Below are 20,565 nucleotides of genomic sequence, written 5' to 3' on the forward strand. Positions count from 1 at the left end.
AATAAGCGACAATTTTCCCTCTCCTTCGACGCTCCAATAGATATAGCATATTAGATTGTACCATTATATGCGATAGCTTACATTGTTAAATGCTAAGCATAAACTTAACAAGTTTGTAAAAAGTCCAGTCTTCCCTGCCCTTTTTGAGGTGCTATAATGAAAACGAACTGAAAAGCCAGTGTGGTTTTCTTATTTTTGCGAAAGAAGATGAATGATAATGAACGAGGGGTTACTAGACCGCCTTGAAAAATATGGATTCTCGCTTTACATGATACGAATTACGCTTGCCGCATCACTATCCTGGGTAGCCGTACACAGTTTATATGGTGACCAATATTTATACTTTGCACCGCTTGCAGCCATTCTAATTACTCAAGCCAGTGTGAAGGCTTCACTTGAAAAAGGAATCTACCGCCTGATCGGTATTATTATCGGCGGAATCGTCAGCCTGATTGTAGGCCAATTCTTCGATGTAGGTGCATTTTCCATTCTGCTAATTCTGCTCATCGGGATTGGAATTGCCACAGCCTGTCGGATGAATATCCAAGCGGTTTCGCAGGTGGGGGTGACCTCGGTTCTGGCCCTTACCTTTTATCACAATGATTACGTGCTGTGGAGAGTCGCCGAAACCTTTATTGGTGTGCTCATTGCCTTGATCATCAATATGATTATCGTTCCACCGAACAGGTTCGTCAAGGTAAAAGCATTGGCACTCGATGGAAGCCTTCTACTTTCGGATGCTTTAAAAGGTCTCGTAGGCATAAGAAGAGATTCATCAAAGGATAATAATATGCTGGAGCAAGCAGGTAAACTGCTGTCTGCCAGCAATCAACAACAGAAGGAAATGTTCTATACCATTGCTCACTATCAGTGTCGTGGTGATCTAAAGGGACTTATACAAGCCACAGCACATCTAAAGACCATTCATTCCTATGTTAAAGAAATTGCCGACGATATTTGCTTGCTGCCAGCACATCATGCCAATTCTGACTGGATGCTGGAAGTGCTGGAGGCAACAGCCGATTGTATAGCTGTTTATGGTACCAAGACCTTATCCAAGGCTGAATGCCAACGTTCACTTACAGATTGTCTGCATCGTGCCCGCGACTTGCAGGCGGCCAGCTTCTCTGAACTGCAAGGACGGTGCTCACTGTCATCAGTTCGTGATCTAGGAGCGCTCTTCAGTCACTTAAACCGGGTACTCGAAGAAGTGGAACGTGCTAGTTCTGCTACTTACGTAGTTGCAGCTCGGCCTTCAACAGCTGAAATCACACGCGCTATACGCTTAATTAAAAAAGGACTCTCCCAGAAGCTCTAAGCTTGGGAGTGTCCTTTTTTTATGTTCAATCCCTATTAGACATAATGCCCTTTAGCACGATTGGTTACTACAACCATCCAACAAATTTAACTGACTGATTGTTTGGCAGCACGCCCTATCTTCACATTTACCAGTACAATACTGCCGACAATCAGCAATAATCCGATCACAAGGTTTATGGTAATCTGCTCTTTCAAAAAAACTACGCTGGTTGCTATCGAGATCAGGGGGATCAAGAAGGTGAATGAACCTACTTTTCCTGCTTCTCCTTCGTTAATCAGCTTGAAATAAATTAGCCAGCCCAGAGCAATAACAAAGATTGCGATAAACAAGGTATCCACAATAAAGGTTCCACTCCAGGTGATATCCGACCATTTCTCCGTAGCTGATCCCGAAAGTAGCAGAATGATGCCACCGATCGTGATTTGCATAGCCGTCATCCACAGCATATCCACACGTACAGCATTCCGTTTCATATATATTGTCCCTAATGCCCAGCTTAGGGCACTGGCTAGAGCCAACACAATTCCCCATATGGAGATACTCCCATTAATTCCGCCGATACTAAGAGAGGCTACCCCGAGAAAACCAAGCAGCAAACCAGCCATTTTAAGCCCGTACATGCTCTCACCTAACCACAGCCAAGAAAAAACACCTAGCAATACAGGCTGCAAAAATACAATCGATGAGAACAATCCCGCCGGAACATACTGCAAGCCAATTGTCTGAAATCCATAATAGAACACAATACTAAGTACCGCCGAGATCAGATAGATCGGCCAGAGCTGCTTGAAGCGAAGCTCCTTCACCTTGGGCAGTGCAATTAGAATCAGAATAATACCGCCTACGACGGTTCGAATACCTGCAAATAATAGAGGTGGAGCATAGTCTAAGGCGATTTTGGATATAGGCCAATTAATGCCCCATACAATCACCAAAAAAATAAGAAGGATTATACTTTTCTTCTGCTGATTCATTTGTTCACTTCCTTGGTGTAGATTCATCACAAATGATACAATAAACAAGAGCATAAATGAAATGAATAATAATCATAAGGGGCATATCATATTTGTTATGAACAATACTCAAATTCGTTTATTCGTCAAAATCGCCGAAAGCGGCAGCTTTACTAAAGCTGGTGTAGAACTGAATATGACACAGCCTGCGGTCAGCCGGGCGATCTCGTCCCTCGAAGCCGAATTAGACGTAAAGCTCTTGCTTCGAGACCGGCGTAATGGCCTGATGCTTACGGATATCGGCAAACGTATTCTTGTTATTTTCCGTGAAATTCTAATGGGCTTTGATAAGGTCAATCAGGAGATTTACGCGGAGAGAGGTCTTGAAAAAGGAAGTATCCGCATTGGAGCTTTCCCTGTGGCATCGGCTCATTTTCTACCGAAGATTATTAGCTCTATCACTAAAAGATATCCAAATATTACAATTATCTTACAGGAGGGTTCTATCGCTGAAGTCAGAGAATGGCTGGATTCAAAAGAAATTGATGTTGGCTTATTGCTCGCTCCCAGTGCAGAATTCGAAACCATTCCATTATATAGAGAGAAATTGTTTGCCGTTTTTAGAGATGACCATCCCTTGCAAAAGCGATCCATTGTATGTGTGCAGGAATTAGCGAACGAGCCCATGTTGATTTGCAAAGCAGGATATGAACCGCCCGTTGTAGAGCTATTCCGCAGAAGTAATAGCCATCTGAATGTAAAATATGTGGTTAATAACTTTGCAACAGCTCTTAATATGGTTCAGGAGGGACTGGCGATCGGCGTGATGTCTGAACTGTCCTTGTTATCTCTGCCTCCAAATGTGGTTACCCGTGAGCTGCAGCCGGATGCTTATAGAGATATCCAAATTGCGGTCAGCTCGCTTGCCGACACTTCAATTGCTGTAAAGCTCTTCATTGAGACAGCGCTGGATCTTTTCACTCAAAAATAAATGGATTAATTAATAGATGATAAGGAGTGCTGAGGATGAACTTTAAAAGACTAGGAAATAGCGGATTACAGGTATCCGCATTAGGACTGGGAACGAACGCTTTCGGCAAACGTGCGGATCAAGAGACCTCCATTCAGATTGTACATGCTGCGCTTGATCAGGGAATTAATTTCATAGACACTGCTAATATTTACGCTGGCTCAGAATCCGAGCGAATCATCGGTCTGGCCTTGGAAGGTAGGAGACATGAGGCTGTTCTCGCAACTAAAGCAGGTTTAGTCAAAAATGAGGGTCCTAACGGTAGCGGCTCCTCCCGTCGCCATTTGCTGCAGGAGCTTGAAGATAGCCTTCGCCGCCTTAAGACGGACTATATCGATCTATACCAGATTCATACCTTTGATCCCTATACGCCGCTTGAAGAAACCTTACGAACCTTGGACGATATGGTATCCTCGGGGAAAGTCCGTTATATCGGGGCCTCCAACTATACAGCATGGCAATTAATGAAGGCGATTGGGATTAGTGAAGCACGCAACTTCACCAAGTACACTTCAATTCAGTGCAGCTACTCCTTAGCAGACCGGACACCGGAGAATGAGCTCCTTTCGCTCTGCCTGGATCAAGGTGTAGGGATCATTCCATACTTTCCACTAGCTGGTGGGATTCTCACAGGCAAATATAATACAAGCGACTCAGCGCCATCGGGGTCCAGAGCAGATACCGATCCTAATTTCAAAAGATTCCTTGATGCTGACCGGATCAAGCTCGGAAGCCAAGTGAGTCAAATTGCTGAGGAAATGGAAACCTCATCTACCGCGCTCTCCTTAGCTTGGCTTATGAATCGGCCTGCCGTCTCGACGGTTATTGTCGGGGCTACGCGTGTGGAACAGCTGGAACAAAATTTGCTTAGTACCTCACTTGTACTTAATGAAGAAACTTCGGCCAAGCTGGATGAAGCCAGTGATTCCTTCCGTTATCGCGAGCCGTTCGCTTTTTACCGGCTCCCATAGAGTCGTATGCTCTAACTTTTTACAAGGATGGAGGAAAGATTAATGACAACCTATACAGCTGACAGCATTCAAGGAATGCTTGAAGAGCATAAGAATTTTTTTAATAGCGGCGTAACTAAGGAGGTTTCTTTTCGTCTCCAGCAGCTGCTCAAGCTTAAGAATATTATTAAACAATACGAAGGACGTATCATCACCGCACTACAACAGGATTTAGGAAAAGGTGAGTTCGAAGCCTATGCCACAGAAATCGGCTTTACGCTGGACAGTATCGGCTACATGATGAAACATCTTAAGCGTTGGGCGAAGCCTGTAAAGGTTCGATCGCCGCTGCACTTATTTCCTGCAAAAAGTTATATTTTAAGTGAGCCTTACGGCACAACGCTCATTATTGGCCCGTTTAATTATCCATTTCAGTTGCTGATTGAGCCCCTGATCGGCGCCATTGCCGCTGGTAACTGCGCTGTCCTCAAGCCATCTGAGAGCACACCTGCCATCTCGTCCGTGGTTGAACAGCTTATTCAAGAGACCTTCGAGCCGCAGTATATCCGCGTAATTCAAGGGGAAAAAGAGACCACTAATTTGCTGATCCACGCCAAGTTTGATTATATTTTCTTTACGGGCAGTGTGCCTGTCGGCAAAATCGTAATGGAAGCGGCAGCGAAAAATTTAGTGCCTGTAACCTTGGAGCTTGGCGGGAAAAGCCCGGTTATTGTTGATAAGACCGCTAATCTTGATATTGCAGCGAAACGGATTGTCTGGGGCAAGCTGCTGAACGCGGGCCAAACCTGTATCGCACCGGATTATCTGTTAGTCCACAAGGATATTGCCAAAGAATTGATCACCAAACTCAAACATCACATCACTGAGTTCTACGGTCAGGATGCACAGCCTAATACAGATTATGGCCGGATCGTGAATGATCGCCAGCTGCAAAGACTTGCTGACCTCATTGCGCGAGATCAGAGCAAGGTGATTATGGGCGGCACCATCGTGCCAGAAGAACGTTATATTGAGCCTACTTTAATCTATCCTGCCACTTGGACGGATGCTGCTATGGAAGATGAGATCTTCGGTCCGATCCTCCCAATATTGGAATATCATCAATTGGATGAGGCCATTCAGAGTATTAATGAACATCCAAAGCCACTGGCACTATACCTATTTACGGAGGATAAGAGTGTAGAACAAGAGGTGCTGTCCCGGGTCTCATTCGGGGGAGGGTGTATCAATGATACGATCTCACATGTGGCGAGCACTTATCTTCCGTTTGGTGGAGTAGGAAACTCCGGAATCGGGGGTTATCACGGGAAGTATAGCTTTGAGGTCTTCTCCCATCATAAAAGCATCGTCAAGCGAGGCACACGGATCGACCTCGGAATCGTGTATCCTCCTTATGGCAATAAAGTGAAGCTGGTTCGAAAAGTAATGAAATAAACAAAGCAGCAAACCTCCCATGATCGTGAGGTTTGCTGCTTATCAGGGTAACTACGTAAACAGCTCTAACAATTTCTCAACACTTATCTCTGCGGTGGAAGCCAGACATAGATCCGCGGTCCCGGTTACGAGCGCCACTCCAGCTCCCACTGACCTCATACCAGCAGCATTAATTGCGGCTATTCCTTCCTCGGTATCCTCAATCGCCACACAGCAGTCTGGGGATATGCCCAGCATCTCCGCAACCTGCAAGTGAATCTCTGGATCTGGCTTGCTTCTACGCAAGTTGCCAGGGTCAGCCACCGCCTGAAACCAATGCCCGATCTGCAAGCGTTCGAGAATCAGCAGCGCATTCTCATTCACTGAAGCCAGTCCGATAGCAATCCCTCTTTGCTGCAAATCGGACAACACGCTGTGGATACCCGGATACAGCTCAGCAGGCGTCATTTGCTGAACCAGCTGTCTATACTTCTCGTTCTTTTTGTTGCAGAGCATTCCCTTTACCGGTTGCGGCAAATTCAGTCCACTACTCTCCAGAATGACTTCTAAAGATTCCATTCGACTTAGGCCCTTAAGACTCTTATGCTTCTCTCGATCAAAAGAAAGCGCAAGTTCATCCGCCAGATCCTTCCAAGCCTCATAATGATACTCTCCAGTGTCAGTAATTATCCCGTCCAGCTCGAAAATAACAGCTTCAAGCTGCTTCACATTCGAAAGCCTCAGCGGCTTCTGTGCAGACAACTGTATAAGGTTTCCCTTATGCATAATCTCAAGCTCTTCGCCCTCCAGCAGCGTATAGATCACTTCTGTATCACTCACAAAAATATCCAATAGCTGTCCAGCGCATGTTATTTTAAACCGATAGCTCTCCCACTGCGCTGGCACACTAGGATTAAATGATAACATCCCGCCGCATAAGCGCATGCCACCAAAACCATTCACAATCGACAGCCAGGAGCCTGCCATAGCAGCAGTGTGCAGTCCATCCTTTACGTTGCGGTTGATATCATCCAAGTCCATCCGTACCGTGCGGTCAAAATAGGAATAGGCTCCCGTCAAATCACCAATCTCAGCAGAGATTATACTGTGGATGCACGGTGACAATGAAGAATCATGCGTCGTCAGCGGCTCATAATAATTATAATTCCGGATCTTATCCGCCAAGCTGAATTGGTCACCCAGCAGAAACATCGCCATTACCAAGTCCGCCTGTTTCAACACCTGATGCCGGTAAATTACCAGCGGATGGTAGTTAAGCAGCAGCGGATATTTGTCAGCTGGTGTATGCTCGAAATCCCATTTTTTCTTGGAGAGAAACGTGTCGTCTTGAGCATAAATGCCAAGTCCCTCATCAAAGGGGATAAACATTTTATCCGCCGCTTCCAGCCACACTAATGTCTCATGCTCAGTCAGACCGATTTTTTGTTTCAGGCGTTCAAAATGCTCAGGATACTGCTTAGACAATATCCCTGCCATCTCGTGTGCATAATAAAGCTGATCCTGTACCATAAAGTTGGTGTATGCATTATTGTTGACGATAGCTGTATATTCATCAGGACCGGTTACTGCATCAATACAAAAGGCACCGCCTCTAGCCGGATTAAAGTACCCCAAGTCCAACCAAAAGCGGGAAGTTTCGAATAAAATTTCTGCTCCCTTCGTAACCAAAAAATCATAATCTCCGGTAGCCAGTACATACTGCTTGATGGCATACGCAATATCCGCATTAATATGCATTTGCGCCGTGCCTGCCGGGAAATACGCAGAGTTCTCTGCCCCGTCTATAGTCCGCCAAGGGAACAAGGCTCCCTTCTGCGACATTACCGCTGCACGCTCCCGTGCTTTGTCTAACGTGGCATAACGAAATTCGAGCAGCTTTCGGCTAATCTCCGGCTGTGTGAACGTAAAGAAGGGCAGCATATACATCTCGGTATCCCAGAAATAGTGCCCTTCGTATCCTTCACCCGTTAATCCCTTGGCTCCAATATTCGTAACCCCATCACGGCCTACGGATTGAAGCAGTTGAAAAGCATTAAAGCGAATGCCCTGCTGAAGCGCAAGATCACCATGAATCTCCACATCCGTATGTGCCCAGTATCGATCCAGATAAGCCTGCTGTTCCTGGGCAAGCGCTTCAAACCCGCTATGGTCTGCTAAGTGTAATATTTCAGTACTTCTACTAAGTAGTTCGTCTTCTGGATAATCTTTAGAGGTATGGTAAGAGATATATTTGGTTAGTGAGACGCTTTCCCCACGCTCCACCGGGACGACAAACTGCATGGATAATTTCTGCCCCTCATGCTGTACGGTCCTTTTACCCTCAGATCTTGAATCAAGCTTATGACTTACCCCTGTTAATAGGGCAAACCGGGTATGCCGCGTCCGCTGCTTCATCCATAAGAAGGACTGTCCCGGTTCATGACCGGTATCCTCCAGGAGCAGACTGGACTCCTTGCCTCCCGAGCCCAATCTGGGATCATCCGTTACCTTAGGTCTTTGGATCTTGCCGTCGATGGATGAAGTGAAGGTAAGCACTCCGCTGAAATTCAGCGCTTTAACCTCATAATCTATCGCCGCCAGATGTTTGTGCTGCAAAGTCACCATCCGCCGGATATGAAGCTGTACCCGGTGACCAGCTGGAGATTCCCAATCTACCTGCCGATGCAGAACCCCGCTTCGCATATCCAGCTTTCGTTCATAATGATGCACTTGCCCACTGTTTAACTGAAAGGTCTGCCCTTCAATACTCAGTTCAATAATCTTGGCATCTGTTACGTTCAGCATCGCTTGATTGCGGGATGGATATCCGTACGCTCCTTCTGGATATACAATGGGCTCCGAATCAAAAAAACCATTCAAATAATTGCCTGTTACAGACGAGCCTGAGCTGCCGTGGTAACCTTCTTCGAAATTACCGCGCATACCAATATATCCATTGCCAAGAGCGAAAATACTCTCGCTTCTTTGATTGTTCTCTTCACTATAAGCTTCCTCATCAAGACTCCACTCCCGGTAAGGATATACCGCCGCCGGATGTACGTATGGTTTCATCTTCATCTCTCTAAGCTCCCCCTGATCACAGTTTCATTCGGGTTCTAAATCATTAACCTTTCACCGACCCACCCATAAGCCCTCTGACGAAATACTTTTGCAGCAGGAAAAAAATAGCGAGCGGCATCAGCATAGAGATAAATGCAGCCGAAGTAAGTAAATGCCAATCGTTGCCTCGTGAGCCTACTAAATCGGCAATTTTCATCGACATGACTTGCACAGACGGTTGATTGCCGATAAAAATCAATGAGACTAAATAGTCATTCCACACCCATAGGAATTGGAAGATCCCGATAGAAGCCAGTGCTGGCACTGATAGAGGCAGAATTAGCCTACTGAATATAGTGAAATGACTTGCCCCATCCATGAAAGCCGATTCGAACAAATCCTTCGGCAATTGACTGATAAAGTTGTACATAAAGTACGTAACCAGCGGTAATCCAAAAGCCGTATGCGCCAGCCAAATTCCCAGATAACTTCCGTTTAGCCCAAGTGCGGTATAATCCTTAAGCACTGGAATAAGCGCAACCTGTATCGGAATGACGAGCATTGCAATAATGATTACAAAAAGGATTCTGCGCCCAGGAAACCGCAGCCAGGCAAAAGCATATGCAGCAAAAGAAGCGATCAGCACCGGAATAACTGTTGCTGGAACAGCAATCGTTAGCGTATTCCAGAAGGCCTGTGACAATCCGGAGCCTTTTTGCACCGTTTCACTACCATCAGCCTGTTTCAGCTTGTATTCCTTACCGGAAAGCACATTATTATAGTTATCCAGCGTGAGATCCGGTGTCATCTTCCAACCTTGTATCTGTTCATTTACGGTACGTGCTCTACGATTCTCCCACATAAGCCGGCTGCCATCTGCCTTCACGCCAGCCTTCAGCTCATCATCTGTATAAGTTTTACCGTTCACCTCAATTGGCTCCCGAAGATCCACATCCTTGGATAGCTGAATCGTCTCTCCAGCCTTCCACTCCTGATGAGGAAAAGCTTTCCACCATCCGGTCTGCAGAATGTCAGCAGCCGGACGGAAGGAGGAAATAAATAGCCCAAGAGTCGGAAGCAGCCAAATAAAACAGATCACACCCAACACGATATTTACAACCGTTTTGCTGCCTTTTCTCTTCTTTTTGCCAGCCATTAGAATCCCCCCTGCTTACGGAACTGACGTAGATTGATTATGATTACAGGCAGCACCGCGATCAGTAGAACAATAGCCAGCGTGGAGCCGTAGCCGAAATTACGGTACATAAAGAATTGCCGGTAGAACTGTGTAGCAACAACCTCTGTATCGTATTGACCTCCTGTCATCACCATGACGACGTCAAATATTTTCAACGTAAAGACGATAATGGTCGTTGTCACTGTCAGAATGGTTGATGAAATATATGGAATCATGATTCCAAAGAAAATCTTCACCTCATTTGCTCCATCCACTCGTGCAGCTTCCAAAATGTCGTCAGGAACCCCTTTGATTGCTGCCGAGAAAATCACCATTGCAAATCCCGTCTGCATCCAGATCAAAATGATAATGAGGAAAAAGTTATTCCATGGCTGAAGCATACTCGTCCAGGCTTGGGGTTCTCCCCCAAAATAAGTAACGATTGCGTTCAACAGCCCGATTTGTTCGTCACCCGGTTGATAGTAATATACGAATTTCCAAATGACTCCTGCCGCTACAAAGGAAATAGCCATCGGCATAAAGATGATCGATTTGGCGATTTTCTCATAGCTGCTGCGATCGGCAAGAATAGCAATTAAGAGCCCGAATGCTACACAAGCAAGCGTGCCAACGAATACCCAAAGTAAATTGTTACGCAATGCCGTTGCCATCAGATGATCGCTAAAGATCGCTGCATAATTGCTCAGACCCACAAATTTTTCTGAAGAAGCATTAAAAAAGCTCAAATATAATGTTCGCAGTGCAGGCAGGACCAGTAACCAGCCCAGAATAATCACTGCCGGACCAATAAAGATATAAGGCAGCACCTTTCGCCGGATATGATCAGGGTACTGCTCAACCGCCCAAGTCAGCGTATAGTAAATCAGATAAACACCTAGAACTCCCCAGAGGACAGCCAGAACCGCTGTTAGCAGCGGATTTAATGTGGAATCCCGGAAGAATAAAAAGATTGCGCCGTTAACAACAATATTCGCTAACAACACAACTAGGGACAGCATTACCGCCTTCAGGCTGACGGTTGGCCTAGCTTGTGGTTGTGTTGGCATTTGTGGCTGTGGCTGTGATTGTGCACCCATATTAGCTCCAGCTCCTCCTATAAGTTTTGCGGAGCAAAACTCTTATCATAAGCATCGAACTCACTAGTTAGAAAACAAAAAGAGGGGCAGACAATCCTCTTTTCTCACTGCCCCTCTTTTTACTGTGCGCTTTAAATATTAGGTTAGTTGTTCCAGCCGGACTGGATTTGTTCCAAGGCTTGATCCAGTGTCGCTGTACCGCTCACATAGTCGGTCATCCCTTTCCAGAAGGTGCCTGCACCCACTTTACCTGGCATCAAATCAGAGCCATCAAAACGCAGTGTGGAAGCATCTTGAACCAACTTCGCCATCCGGCGATCAGATTCAGAGGTATACCAATCAAGGGAAGCATCATTCATAGGAGCAATTACGCCGCCAGATTGTACCCAGCTCTTAATCGACTCTCCAGTGGTGAAGAATTCCATGACTGCACGAACCTCTGGACGATCGTTGAACATAGCGTAAATATCACCTGCAACCAGCACTGGTTTACCATATTGCGCATCAATTGGCGGCAAGTAGAACCAATCATAATCCTGATCAACCTTTGCCGTTTCAGGGAAGAAGCTTGTAATAAAGTTACCGAGCATATTAAACCAGGCTTTAGGCGGATCAGTGAACATTGGCGCTGGGGCATCCCCGAAGGATGTCGTCACGATAGACTTAGCACCACCGTAAACATAATCCTTGTTAAGCCAAATTTTAGACATGATTTCAACAGCATTTTTTACTTCTGGTGAAGTAAATGGCAGTTCACCTTTTACCCACTTATCGTAGTTCTCAGGCGTAGTCGTACGAAGCATTATATTTTCGACCCAGTCTGTTGCTGGCCAACCCGTTGCAGCACCACTCTCAATGCCAATAGCCCAGGCAGGATCGCCATCCTTGGCAATTTGTTCAGTGAGTGCCATCAGCTCATCCCAAGTTTCAGGAACCTTGTAACCTGCATCATCAAATTGTTTCTTTGGATACCATACCAAGCTCTTTACATTACTGCGGTTCCAAATCCCCGCCATGATCTTCCCGTCTTTTCCGTCCATCGTAGACATATCGAGCCAGCTCTTGTTGTAATTAGCCGTCAATTTGTCTTGATCCAGCACACTGGTCAAATCGATAACCTTGCCCGTCTTAGCAATCGATGCCAGCAATCCCGGCTGCGGGAAGTCAGCGATATCAGGAGCATTTCCGCCGTCCACCCGAATATTTATTGTTGCTTCGAACTCCTTGGAGCCCTCGTATTGAATATCGATCCCTGTCTTCTCTTCAAATTCTTTAATGCTGCTCTCAAATTTCACTTGGTCAGCATCTACGAAGGGTCCAAACATGGTTACTTTAGTCCCTTTATATTCACCTTTCATCGCTAAATCTAACGGGGAACCCGAAGGTTCAGCACTAGGTGCATTTGTCGCTTTCTCGGTGTTATCTGCTGTTGGGCTGACTGTTGCCGCCGGTGGATCTGTAGGCGCCGCATTATTGTTGCCTCCGCCGCATGCGCTCAGCGTCATTGTGAAGGATAAACACAGTACTAAAGCCAACGACTTTTTACGTCCTGAGATCTTCTTCATCTTTTGTACATCCCCTTTAATGGTTATAGAGATAACATCTTATTCAATCATCCGGGCACCCTGGCATGTATTAGCAGCTTGTAGCAGATCACCTCCTTGCAAAGCTTTTCAGAAGACAGGTAAATATCCTAAAATCAAACTCCATCACAAATGTAATTTAATAATAGCGCTTACATTTTTTATATTATCATAATTAGTAACCGTTTCCAATCGGAAAATGAGATGTTTTTCATAAGAATTTATACTATTTTCTATCCTAACATTTAAATTTTAATTAAGACCGATACATGGCTCTGAAAAGCTTTTCAGAAGAAGGTCACAAAAATAAAGAGCCTTTATTTTTCCCGCGTGGATTCCCGCACAATCAGCTTATGCTCCATCTTTTCATTCAATACCTGGACACCACCTGTTGTGAGCAATTCATGCAGCATCTCCGCCGCACGATACCCTAACTCATAAATCGGCTGTGCAATCGTGGTCAGCTTTGGAATGAACATACTCGACATCCGCAAATTATCAAATCCAATCACAGATACCTGCCCCGGAACTAGAATATTACGATCCTTCAGATAAGAAATCGTCCCCATTGCAAATTCGTCAGCAACACAGAAAACGGCGGTCAGCTCGGGATAATCAGTAAACAACTCATGCGCAGCTTGATAAGCGTGTTCGAACCTGTGATTGGCATATTTGCTCTTCACAATATTCTGCTGTAGTCCAAACTCTGTTAATGCTCTTACAAAACCCTCATAACGAGGCGGGCCAGATACGGAGTTATCATGGTTAAAACCAATCATGCCAATGTCCTTATGCCCTAAATCAATCAGAAACTTTACCGCATCGTAAGCCGCCTGTTCATCATCCACCTCCACAGATGGAATGTCGTACTCATCAGAATGCGAGGATACCAACACAAAAGGAATTCTACAACCGACTAATTTGTCATGTGTCTCAGGATAAAGGACATCACTTGCGAACACGATCCCATCCACCTGCTTCTCATGAAAGTTATCGATGTAAGACAACATCCGTTCTTTGTCGCGGTCCGTATTGCAGATCATTAAACTGTATCCGAGCTTGATGCATGCATCCTGCATTCCCCGAATAACCCCTGCGAAATACAGGTTCTCAATATCCGGAATCAGCAGGCCCAGTGTAAAAGACTTCTTGTAGATCAGGCCGCGTGCAAACGCATTTGGTTGATATTGCAAACGTTCTACAGCCTCCATCACTCGATTCCGTTTGCTCTCTACGACCGTATTCGGCGCATTCATAACACGCGATACGGTGCTGATCGACACCTCCGCCATTCTGGCAACATCTCTTATGGTTGGCTTCATAACGATAACTTCCTTTTTTTCAGGTAACTTTTCGATGTGATTATAGCAAGCCCGTTAAGAAATAACAACAGATTTTTTAAAGCGCTTACATTTTATTTTAAAGACATACTTATTCCTTATCTAATCATTACAAAGTGCGTATAACTTACTTAAAGTGTGTATATGGTTTTATTACATGGTATACTAGGCGAGTAGCATTATTCGCAGCTACAAATACTGCTCTAGACTATCTGAGCGTTTATTATAGGAGGGATTACATTGAAGCAACAGCGCGATATTCGATTCTCCGTACTGGACTTAGCCTCTATTGTGGAGGGTGGCACAGCGGCAGACTCTTTTCATAACTCTTTAGCTTTAGCTCAACATGCTGAGGCATGGGGCTATCACCGGTATTGGTTTGCTGAGCATCACAACATGATTGGTGTTGCCAGTTCTGCTACCTCACTCTTAATTGGCCACATTGCTGGCGGCACAAAAAGCATACGCGTAGGCTCTGGAGGCATCATGTTGTCCAACCACGCACCACTTGTCATTGCGGAACAATTCGGGACCCTCGAATCCCTATATCCAGGACGGATTGATTTAGGACTGGGCAGAGCCCCAGGATCCGATCAACCTGCTTCCCGTGCGCTACGCCGTGGTCTCGGAAGCGACGGCAGTGACTTCCCCGAGCAGTTAAGTGAGCTCAGAGCCTACTTCGATCCTGCAGGTGCAGGATCACGACCGGCTGGGGTTCGTGCTGTTCCTGGTGAAGGCTTGAATATCCCCATCTGGCTGCTGGGCTCCAGCGGTTTTAGTGCTCAGCTGGCAGGGAAGCTAGGTTTACCTTTTGCTTTCGCCAGCCATTTCGCACCAGAATATTTACTACAAGCTTTACACATCTATCATAGTAATTTCCGTCCTTCAGCAGCACTCGACAAGCCTTATGTGATGGTCGGAGTTGGTATTACAGCAGCCGATACCGTGAATGAGGCAAGACGACTGGCTACCTCGCAGCAGCAGCAATTCCTTAATATCATCCGCGGACGTACGGGGAAGTTACAACCACCGGTTGATAGTATGGAGGGGCTATGGACGATGCAAGAAAAAGCAGCCATGCTTGAGAAACAGCGTTACTCTTTCGCTGGTGATAAAGCAGCAATTAAAGAACGGCTTCAAGAAATCCTGCAAGAGACACAGGCCGATGAATTGATTGTTTCTGGTGGAATTTATGATCCTAACGCTCGTCTACGCTCTTATGAGATTGTAGCCGACGCTATGAAGGAAATCTAATTTATCATCATAATTAAGGCAAGACGATAGGTCTGGTATCGGGGTTTGAGCCCTATTCCAGATGTATGTCTTGCCTTTTTATTTTGCATTCATAATCGTTCTCAATAAAACACAATAAAAACAATGAATTACATAAAAATAAAGAGTTAAATAGAGAGAACTGGTGTAAACCCATTAATATAATTGATATTTGATCAAATATGATGGATTTCCTTCTAATATCCCATTTTTGTTTAGATATTATTTTGATTATACTTTAGTTATTCGCTATAACGAACGAATTGGCGGTATATCTCTACCCTCTCCTTCCACTTTCACGGAGATTCCTATATACGCACAAGAAAGTGGTTCTGTGAGATACTACTTATTTCGACAATGTTTGATGGAAAATCCGATTAGAAGAGAAGAATTTGCCGGAAGCCCGCAAATGATGTCTACAAAATTTAATATGGGGTTCAGGAGAAAGGAGCGAGTAAAGTGAAGAAGAAATATCGCTCGGCTTTCATAGCTGCTTATATCCTGACTATTCTAGCAGGAGTCATCTGGCATGCTGGCGGAGTTAGTGCGCAAGATACCATTAAGCTTACGGTGAATTCGCATACGACAAGCACAGCCACCATGAACAATATGCAGCCTGGTGATGAAACGAACTCAGAATACACAATTATTAACGCAGGTAGTGAGGGCTTTAATTACTATGTGGACTTCAAATTCATCTCTGGAGACGCAGAATTATACGATATTCTCCAAATGACACTCGAAAAAGAGGGAGTAATCATCTATTCAGGGGTGATGAGTGAGGCTGCCGGAAGAGTTGCCATCGGTTCACTTGCCGGGGGAGAACAAAGTGTAATCCAAATGGATGTAATTTTCCCGTGGGAAGCAGGGAACGAATATCAAGGGAAAACCACCACTGTAGCCTTTGAGTTCTCCGCTTCTGGAGGACCGGAGCCTTCCGCTGAACCTAGTCCTTCACCGACAGCGACGGCCACAGCTCAGCCTACACCTGAGCCATCACCTACAGCGACTGCTACACCTACTGTAGTGCCAACTACGACACCTACTGCCACGGCTACAACTACACCTGAAGCTTCGCCGACCGCAACAGCTTCACCAACCACGACACCTACAGATCCGACGACTACCGCTTCACCAACTGCGGCACCTACAAATACACCGACGGCTACTTCGCCAACGGCAACAGCAGCCGCCACACCAGGGCAATCAACGACACCAACACCATCGCCAACACCCACAGCTTCACCAGTAGTAGATGAAATTAGTGTCACTGAAGCGCCGATCCCACTGGGTGGAGGCGATAATGAGCCGACAGTATCACCAAGTGCTGGCAGCCAAACTACCAGTGCAACACCGCAGCCAAGCAATGAGATCTCCCTGCCTGATGATGAGCTTCCACTGGGAGCACCAGAGGTTGGCAACAAGCTTCCAAATACCGCTGAGCCTTGGTATAACTTGATTCTTGCCAGCTTAGCCATTGCGGTACTCAGCGTGATTATCATGCGCAGATTGAAATCGAAGAAATAACCACATTTTGCAGCATAAGTCTGGAGGTGAGAGAGTATGAAGAAGCGTAATGGTGTCTTGCTAGCCGTGAAGCTAATCTTCATACTCTCTTTAGTTGTGTTGATTTACTCGGTTGTACAAGTGGTCAAAGCACCGCTCGAAGCTAAACAGGCTTTAAATGATTGGGCAAAAAAGAGGGAGGAAGCTGTCGCCCGCCCCCTTTCTGCCGAAGAAATCCCTCTTCCCATGGGAATGATCAGTTCAGCCAAGGAACAGCCGCACCCCGCTCATTCCTATTCAGAAGGTGAAATCATAGGAGAGATTCGTTTCCCCAAATTAAACAAAAAGATCGCAGTGCTAGAAGGCACGGAAAGCCCAGAGCTAAAAAAGGGAGCCGGACATTATAAAGGCAGCGCAGCTATCGGTGCCACCGGCAACAGTGTGCTCGCAGGCCACCGCGATACAGTGTTCCGTAATCTGGGAGAACTCGTCGCTGGAGATCTTATCGAGCTGGAAAGTACCGATGGGACTTTTACCTATGAAGTAACAGGCAGCACAATTGTTGACGGGGACGAACGTGGTGCTATAAAGCCAAGTGATAAGGCCATCCTCACATTGATTACCTGCTATCCCTTTTCATATGTGGGATCTGCACCGGACCGTTATTTACTTTCAGCGAAGTTAGTGAAACAAGATATATTGCCGCATTAAACTTAAATATTACCTCAATCTTCTTCCTCAGGGATGAGACCTTATATGGAAAGTGATACTATATATATACAATAGTAAAGAGGAGATGACCCAAGGTGAAGAAAGAGGTTGTAGAACGGTTTATTTCGTATGCACAAATGGATACCCAATCGAATGAAGATAATGAGACTTGCCCATCCACTCCGGGACAGATGGTTCTGGCCCACAAGCTGGTTGAAGAGCTTAAGGAAATCGGCATGGAGGAAGTCCAGGTGGACGAGCATGGCTATGTTATGGCGACACTCCCTGCGAATACGGACAAGGATGTTCCGACCATTGGTTTTTTAGCCCATTTGGATACAGCGACTGATTTTACCGGAACGAATGTGAAGCCACAGATTATCGAGAACTATGATGGTCAAGATATTCTTTTGAATAAAGAGCTGAATGTTGTATTGTCCACAGCGAGCTTTCCGGAGCTGGCGGAATACAAAGGCCACACCTTAATTACAACCGACGGCACGACCCTGCTTGGCGCAGATAATAAAGCCGGTATTGCTGAGATTATGACCGCCATGCATTACCTCATTCAACATCCAGAAATCAAACACGGCAAGATTAGAGTTGCCTTCACACCAGACGAAGAAATCGGCCGCGGGCCTCATAAATTTGACGTAGCCGCTTTTAATGCTTCCTATGCTTACACTGTAGACGGAGGTCCACTCGGAGAATTAGAGTATGAAAGCTTTAATGCCGCGTCTGCCAAAATCTCAGTCTACGGCGTTAATGTTCACCCTGGGACTGCAAAAGGAAAGATGATTCATTCCGCCAAAATCGCCATGGCACTTCATCTCAGACTCCCTGCTGAGGAAGCGCCCGAATATACAGACGGTTATGAAGGCTTTTATCACCTAAGCTCTATAGAAGGCACACCTGAATTCAGCAAGCTGCAATATATCATCCGCGACTTCGACCGTGAGAAATTCGAGGCACGTAAAGCATATCTCTCAGCTGTCGTAGAAGAATTCAAAAGCATCCATGGTGAAGAGAACATCGTGCTTGAAATGAAGGACCAATATTACAATATGCGTGAAAAAATCGAGCCAGTGCGTCATATCGTCGATATTGCCCATGAGGCGATGGAGAACCTTAACATCACACCGATCATCCGCCCGATTCGCGGAGGTACAGATGGCTCGCAGCTTTCCTACATGGGCTTGCCGACACCTAATATTTTCACCGGAGGCGAGAATTTCCATGGCAAATTCGAATATGCGTCTGCGGACAATATGGTAAAAGCGGTAAATGTTATCGTGGAGATTGCTAAGCTATTCGAACAGAAAGCCTAAAGCATTATCCGCATCACTCCTTTAAAACACCAAAAAATCCCTGTAGAGGCCGATCCAGACCTCTCAGGGATCATTAATGTTCATAGGCTATTCGATTAGCATCTTTCTTCCGGCGGCGTGTCCTTCCAGATCACGTTTTCTCCGTAATTTTTACCCCAATCATACATCAATCGAAGGACGGGAAGCAGACTTTGGCCATATGAAGTCAGGGAATACTCTACTTTTGGCGGAACCTCAGCGTACACTTTTCTTAGAACCAGCTGGTCCTCTTCGAGCTCGCGAAGCTGATTGGTCAACATTTTTTGCGTGATATGAGGAATTAGCTTCTTCAGCTCGCTGAATCGCTTTGTCCCTTCAAGCCCTAGATGCCAGAGGATAATCAGCTTCCATTTCCCTCCGATCACCGCAAGCGTCAATTCCTTCTCACAGTTAATTTCCTTCAAGTTTATGCGATCTTTAATCTCGGTTGCCATACCTAAAGCGCCTCCTCTCTCCTGTTATCATACTAACACAAAAACGAATAACCTCCTTATAGGAAGGCATTCGTTTCTGTACGTTCACTCTAAATTAGCATGCTTGCCGAACATTTGCTGATTCGTCTGCCCCGTCTTCTCCATCATTCGCAGAATAATAGCATCATAAAAGACCAACATCGTCTGTTCGAATAAAGAAGCCATCGGCTGGATCGTGCTGTAGCTTCCACTGGCCGGATCTTTTGGAGATCCCGGCAGCTTCACTGTATAGCCCGCTAAACGTCCAACCGTCGAATCCGGCGCAATGGTAACGGCAACAACTTCTGCACCCACCCCTTTGGCTTTCTCAGCCATAGAGATCAACCCTTTCGTCTCACCAGAACCGGAACCGAGGACTAACACATCCCCCTGTTCAATCCCCGGAGTCACCGTTTCGCCTACAACATAAGCCTCTTTACCAACATGCATTAACCGCATAGCAAAGGCCCGTCCCATCAGTCCAGATCTGCCCGCTCCAGCCACGAAGATCTTATTGGACTGAAGCAGCAGCTCAGCCATTCGCTCAGTCTCTTCTTCATCAAGCTGAGATATGGAGCGCTGGAGCTCCTCTATAATTTGCTGCGCATATTTCATTGTATCCATTGTAATCTTAAGCCTGACTAACTAGACGTTTCATTTCTGCTGCGGCAGCCTTTTGATCCGCTTCACCTGTGATGCCTCCGCCAACGATGACAAGATCAGGGTTCGCGGCGATCACTTCTGGAAGTGTGCTTAGCTTAATCCCTCCAGCGATAGCTGTTTTGGCCTGCTTAACCACACTCTTAATCGCATTTAAATCTGCAAAAGAATTTTTACCTTCCGCTTGATGGTCATATCCAGAGTGTACACAGATATAGTCTACGCCAAGTGCGTCTACTTCAGCCGCTCTTGTTTGGATATCCTTCACATTAATCAGATCAACTAGAATCTCTTTATTGGTTTTCTTTGCTTCCTCCACTGCACCTCTAATGGTAGAATCATCAGAAACACCAAGTACAGTAACGATATCCGCGCCCGCTTCCACAGCCTTCATCACTTCATATCCACCTGCGTCCATGATTTTCAAATCCGCCAACACAGTCAAAGCTGGAAAAGCCTCTTTGATTGCCTTCACTGCATGTAACCCTTCATTTATAACGATAGGTGTTCCAATTTCAACGATATCTATAAATTCGGCAACTTTTGAGACAACCTCTTTCGCTCCCGCAATGTCCACTAAATCCAACGCTAATTGTAATTTCATATTTATTTGCACTCCTTATTAATATATTTTAGTAAGTCATGTACAAAT

The 20,565-nt window shown here is 45.7% G+C and carries 17 protein-coding genes; 8 read left to right on the forward strand and 9 right to left on the reverse strand.

Annotation, left to right across the window (positions count from 1 at the left end; translation table 11 throughout):
* The first annotated feature begins 217 nt into the window (after positions 1–217).
* On the forward strand, positions 218–1,318 hold the full coding sequence (locus NSQ55_RS28980) for an FUSC family protein (protein WP_052097383.1): 1,101 nt from the start codon (positions 218–220) through the stop codon (positions 1,316–1,318).
* An 86-nt stretch (positions 1,319–1,404) separates the two neighbouring features.
* Here the strand turns inward: NSQ55_RS28980 and NSQ55_RS28985 are convergent, their stop codons facing one another.
* The gene (locus tag NSQ55_RS28985) at positions 1,405–2,295 is read right to left on the reverse strand and encodes a DMT family transporter (protein WP_339170384.1); all 891 of its coding nucleotides are present in this window, start codon (positions 2,293–2,295) and stop codon (positions 1,405–1,407) included.
* Between the two features lie 61 nt (positions 2,296–2,356).
* Here NSQ55_RS28985 and NSQ55_RS28990 point away from each other — a divergent pair, with 61 nt between their 5' ends.
* Genes NSQ55_RS28990 through NSQ55_RS29000 form a run of 3 tightly spaced genes read left to right on the forward strand, consistent with a single transcriptional unit; the run spans position 2,357 to position 5,709 of the window.
* A complete protein-coding gene (locus NSQ55_RS28990) occupies positions 2,357–3,265 on the forward strand; it encodes a LysR family transcriptional regulator (RefSeq protein WP_339170386.1) in 909 nt (302 codons plus the stop codon).
* Positions 3,266–3,300: 35 nt separating this feature from the next.
* Positions 3,301–4,275: an aldo/keto reductase gene (locus tag NSQ55_RS28995; protein WP_076191692.1), complete on the forward strand. Its 975-nt coding sequence runs from the start codon at positions 3,301–3,303 to the stop codon at positions 4,273–4,275.
* A 42-nt stretch (positions 4,276–4,317) separates the two neighbouring features.
* Positions 4,318–5,709 (forward strand): aldehyde dehydrogenase, encoded by a 1,392-nt coding sequence (locus tag NSQ55_RS29000; protein ID WP_339170390.1) that lies wholly within the window; start codon positions 4,318–4,320, stop codon positions 5,707–5,709.
* A gap of 51 nt (positions 5,710–5,760) precedes the next feature.
* Here NSQ55_RS29000 and pgmB read toward each other — a convergent pair whose 3' ends face one another.
* The 5 genes from pgmB to NSQ55_RS29025 form a co-directional block, all read right to left on the reverse strand.
* Positions 5,761–8,766 (reverse strand): beta-phosphoglucomutase, encoded by a 3,006-nt coding sequence (gene pgmB, locus NSQ55_RS29005; protein WP_339170393.1) that lies wholly within the window; start codon positions 8,764–8,766, stop codon positions 5,761–5,763.
* Positions 8,767–8,812: 46 nt separating this feature from the next.
* Entirely contained in the window at positions 8,813–9,904 is a 1,092-nt protein-coding gene (locus NSQ55_RS29010) for a carbohydrate ABC transporter permease (RefSeq protein WP_076124061.1), read from the reverse strand.
* A complete protein-coding gene (locus NSQ55_RS29015) occupies positions 9,904–10,992 on the reverse strand; it encodes a sugar ABC transporter permease (RefSeq protein ID WP_036682450.1) in 1,089 nt (362 codons plus the stop codon). The genes NSQ55_RS29010 and NSQ55_RS29015 overlap by 1 nt, the downstream gene beginning before the upstream one ends.
* Positions 10,993–11,165: 173 nt before the next feature.
* A complete protein-coding gene (locus tag NSQ55_RS29020) occupies positions 11,166–12,587 on the reverse strand; it encodes an ABC transporter substrate-binding protein (protein ID WP_038574978.1) in 1,422 nt (473 codons plus the stop codon).
* A 335-nt stretch (positions 12,588–12,922) separates the two neighbouring features.
* Positions 12,923–13,927, reverse strand: coding sequence for a LacI family DNA-binding transcriptional regulator (locus NSQ55_RS29025; RefSeq protein WP_036682112.1), 1,005 nt, complete (start codon positions 13,925–13,927; stop codon positions 12,923–12,925).
* Positions 13,928–14,185: 258 nt separating this feature from the next.
* On the opposite strand from NSQ55_RS29025, the gene NSQ55_RS29030 reads away from it, so the two are divergent.
* From NSQ55_RS29030 to pepT, 4 genes are all read left to right on the forward strand, one after another.
* Positions 14,186–15,199 (forward strand): LLM class flavin-dependent oxidoreductase, encoded by a 1,014-nt coding sequence (locus tag NSQ55_RS29030; protein WP_081383185.1) that lies wholly within the window; start codon positions 14,186–14,188, stop codon positions 15,197–15,199.
* Between the two features lie 477 nt (positions 15,200–15,676).
* Positions 15,677–16,744, forward strand: coding sequence for a hypothetical protein (locus tag NSQ55_RS29035; protein ID WP_339170396.1), 1,068 nt, complete (start codon positions 15,677–15,679; stop codon positions 16,742–16,744).
* Between the two features lie 36 nt (positions 16,745–16,780).
* Positions 16,781–17,434 (forward strand): sortase, encoded by a 654-nt coding sequence (locus tag NSQ55_RS29040; protein WP_076181939.1) that lies wholly within the window; start codon positions 16,781–16,783, stop codon positions 17,432–17,434.
* Between the two features lie 95 nt (positions 17,435–17,529).
* Positions 17,530–18,762 carry a peptidase T gene (pepT, locus tag NSQ55_RS29045; protein WP_076181937.1) on the forward strand — a complete coding sequence of 411 codons (1,233 nt, stop codon included), beginning with the start codon at positions 17,530–17,532 and terminating at the stop codon, positions 18,760–18,762.
* Between the two features lie 95 nt (positions 18,763–18,857).
* On the opposite strand, the gene NSQ55_RS29050 is transcribed toward pepT, so the two are convergent.
* From NSQ55_RS29050 to hxlA, 3 genes are all read right to left on the reverse strand, one after another.
* Entirely contained in the window at positions 18,858–19,235 is a 378-nt protein-coding gene (locus NSQ55_RS29050) for a helix-turn-helix domain-containing protein (RefSeq protein ID WP_036682121.1), read from the reverse strand.
* A gap of 84 nt (positions 19,236–19,319) precedes the next feature.
* Positions 19,320–19,877 carry a 6-phospho-3-hexuloisomerase gene (hxlB, locus tag NSQ55_RS29055; RefSeq protein WP_036682124.1) on the reverse strand — a complete coding sequence of 186 codons (558 nt, stop codon included), beginning with the start codon at positions 19,875–19,877 and terminating at the stop codon, positions 19,320–19,322.
* A gap of 7 nt (positions 19,878–19,884) precedes the next feature.
* Entirely contained in the window at positions 19,885–20,517 is a 633-nt protein-coding gene (hxlA, locus tag NSQ55_RS29060) for a 3-hexulose-6-phosphate synthase (protein ID WP_036682127.1), read from the reverse strand.
* Positions 20,518–20,565 lie beyond the last annotated feature (48 nt).

It is taken from the genome of Paenibacillus sp. FSL H7-0943 (assembly GCF_037963265.1).
Classification (GTDB): Bacteria; Bacillota; Bacilli; order Paenibacillales; family Paenibacillaceae; genus Paenibacillus_AQ; species Paenibacillus_AQ odorifer.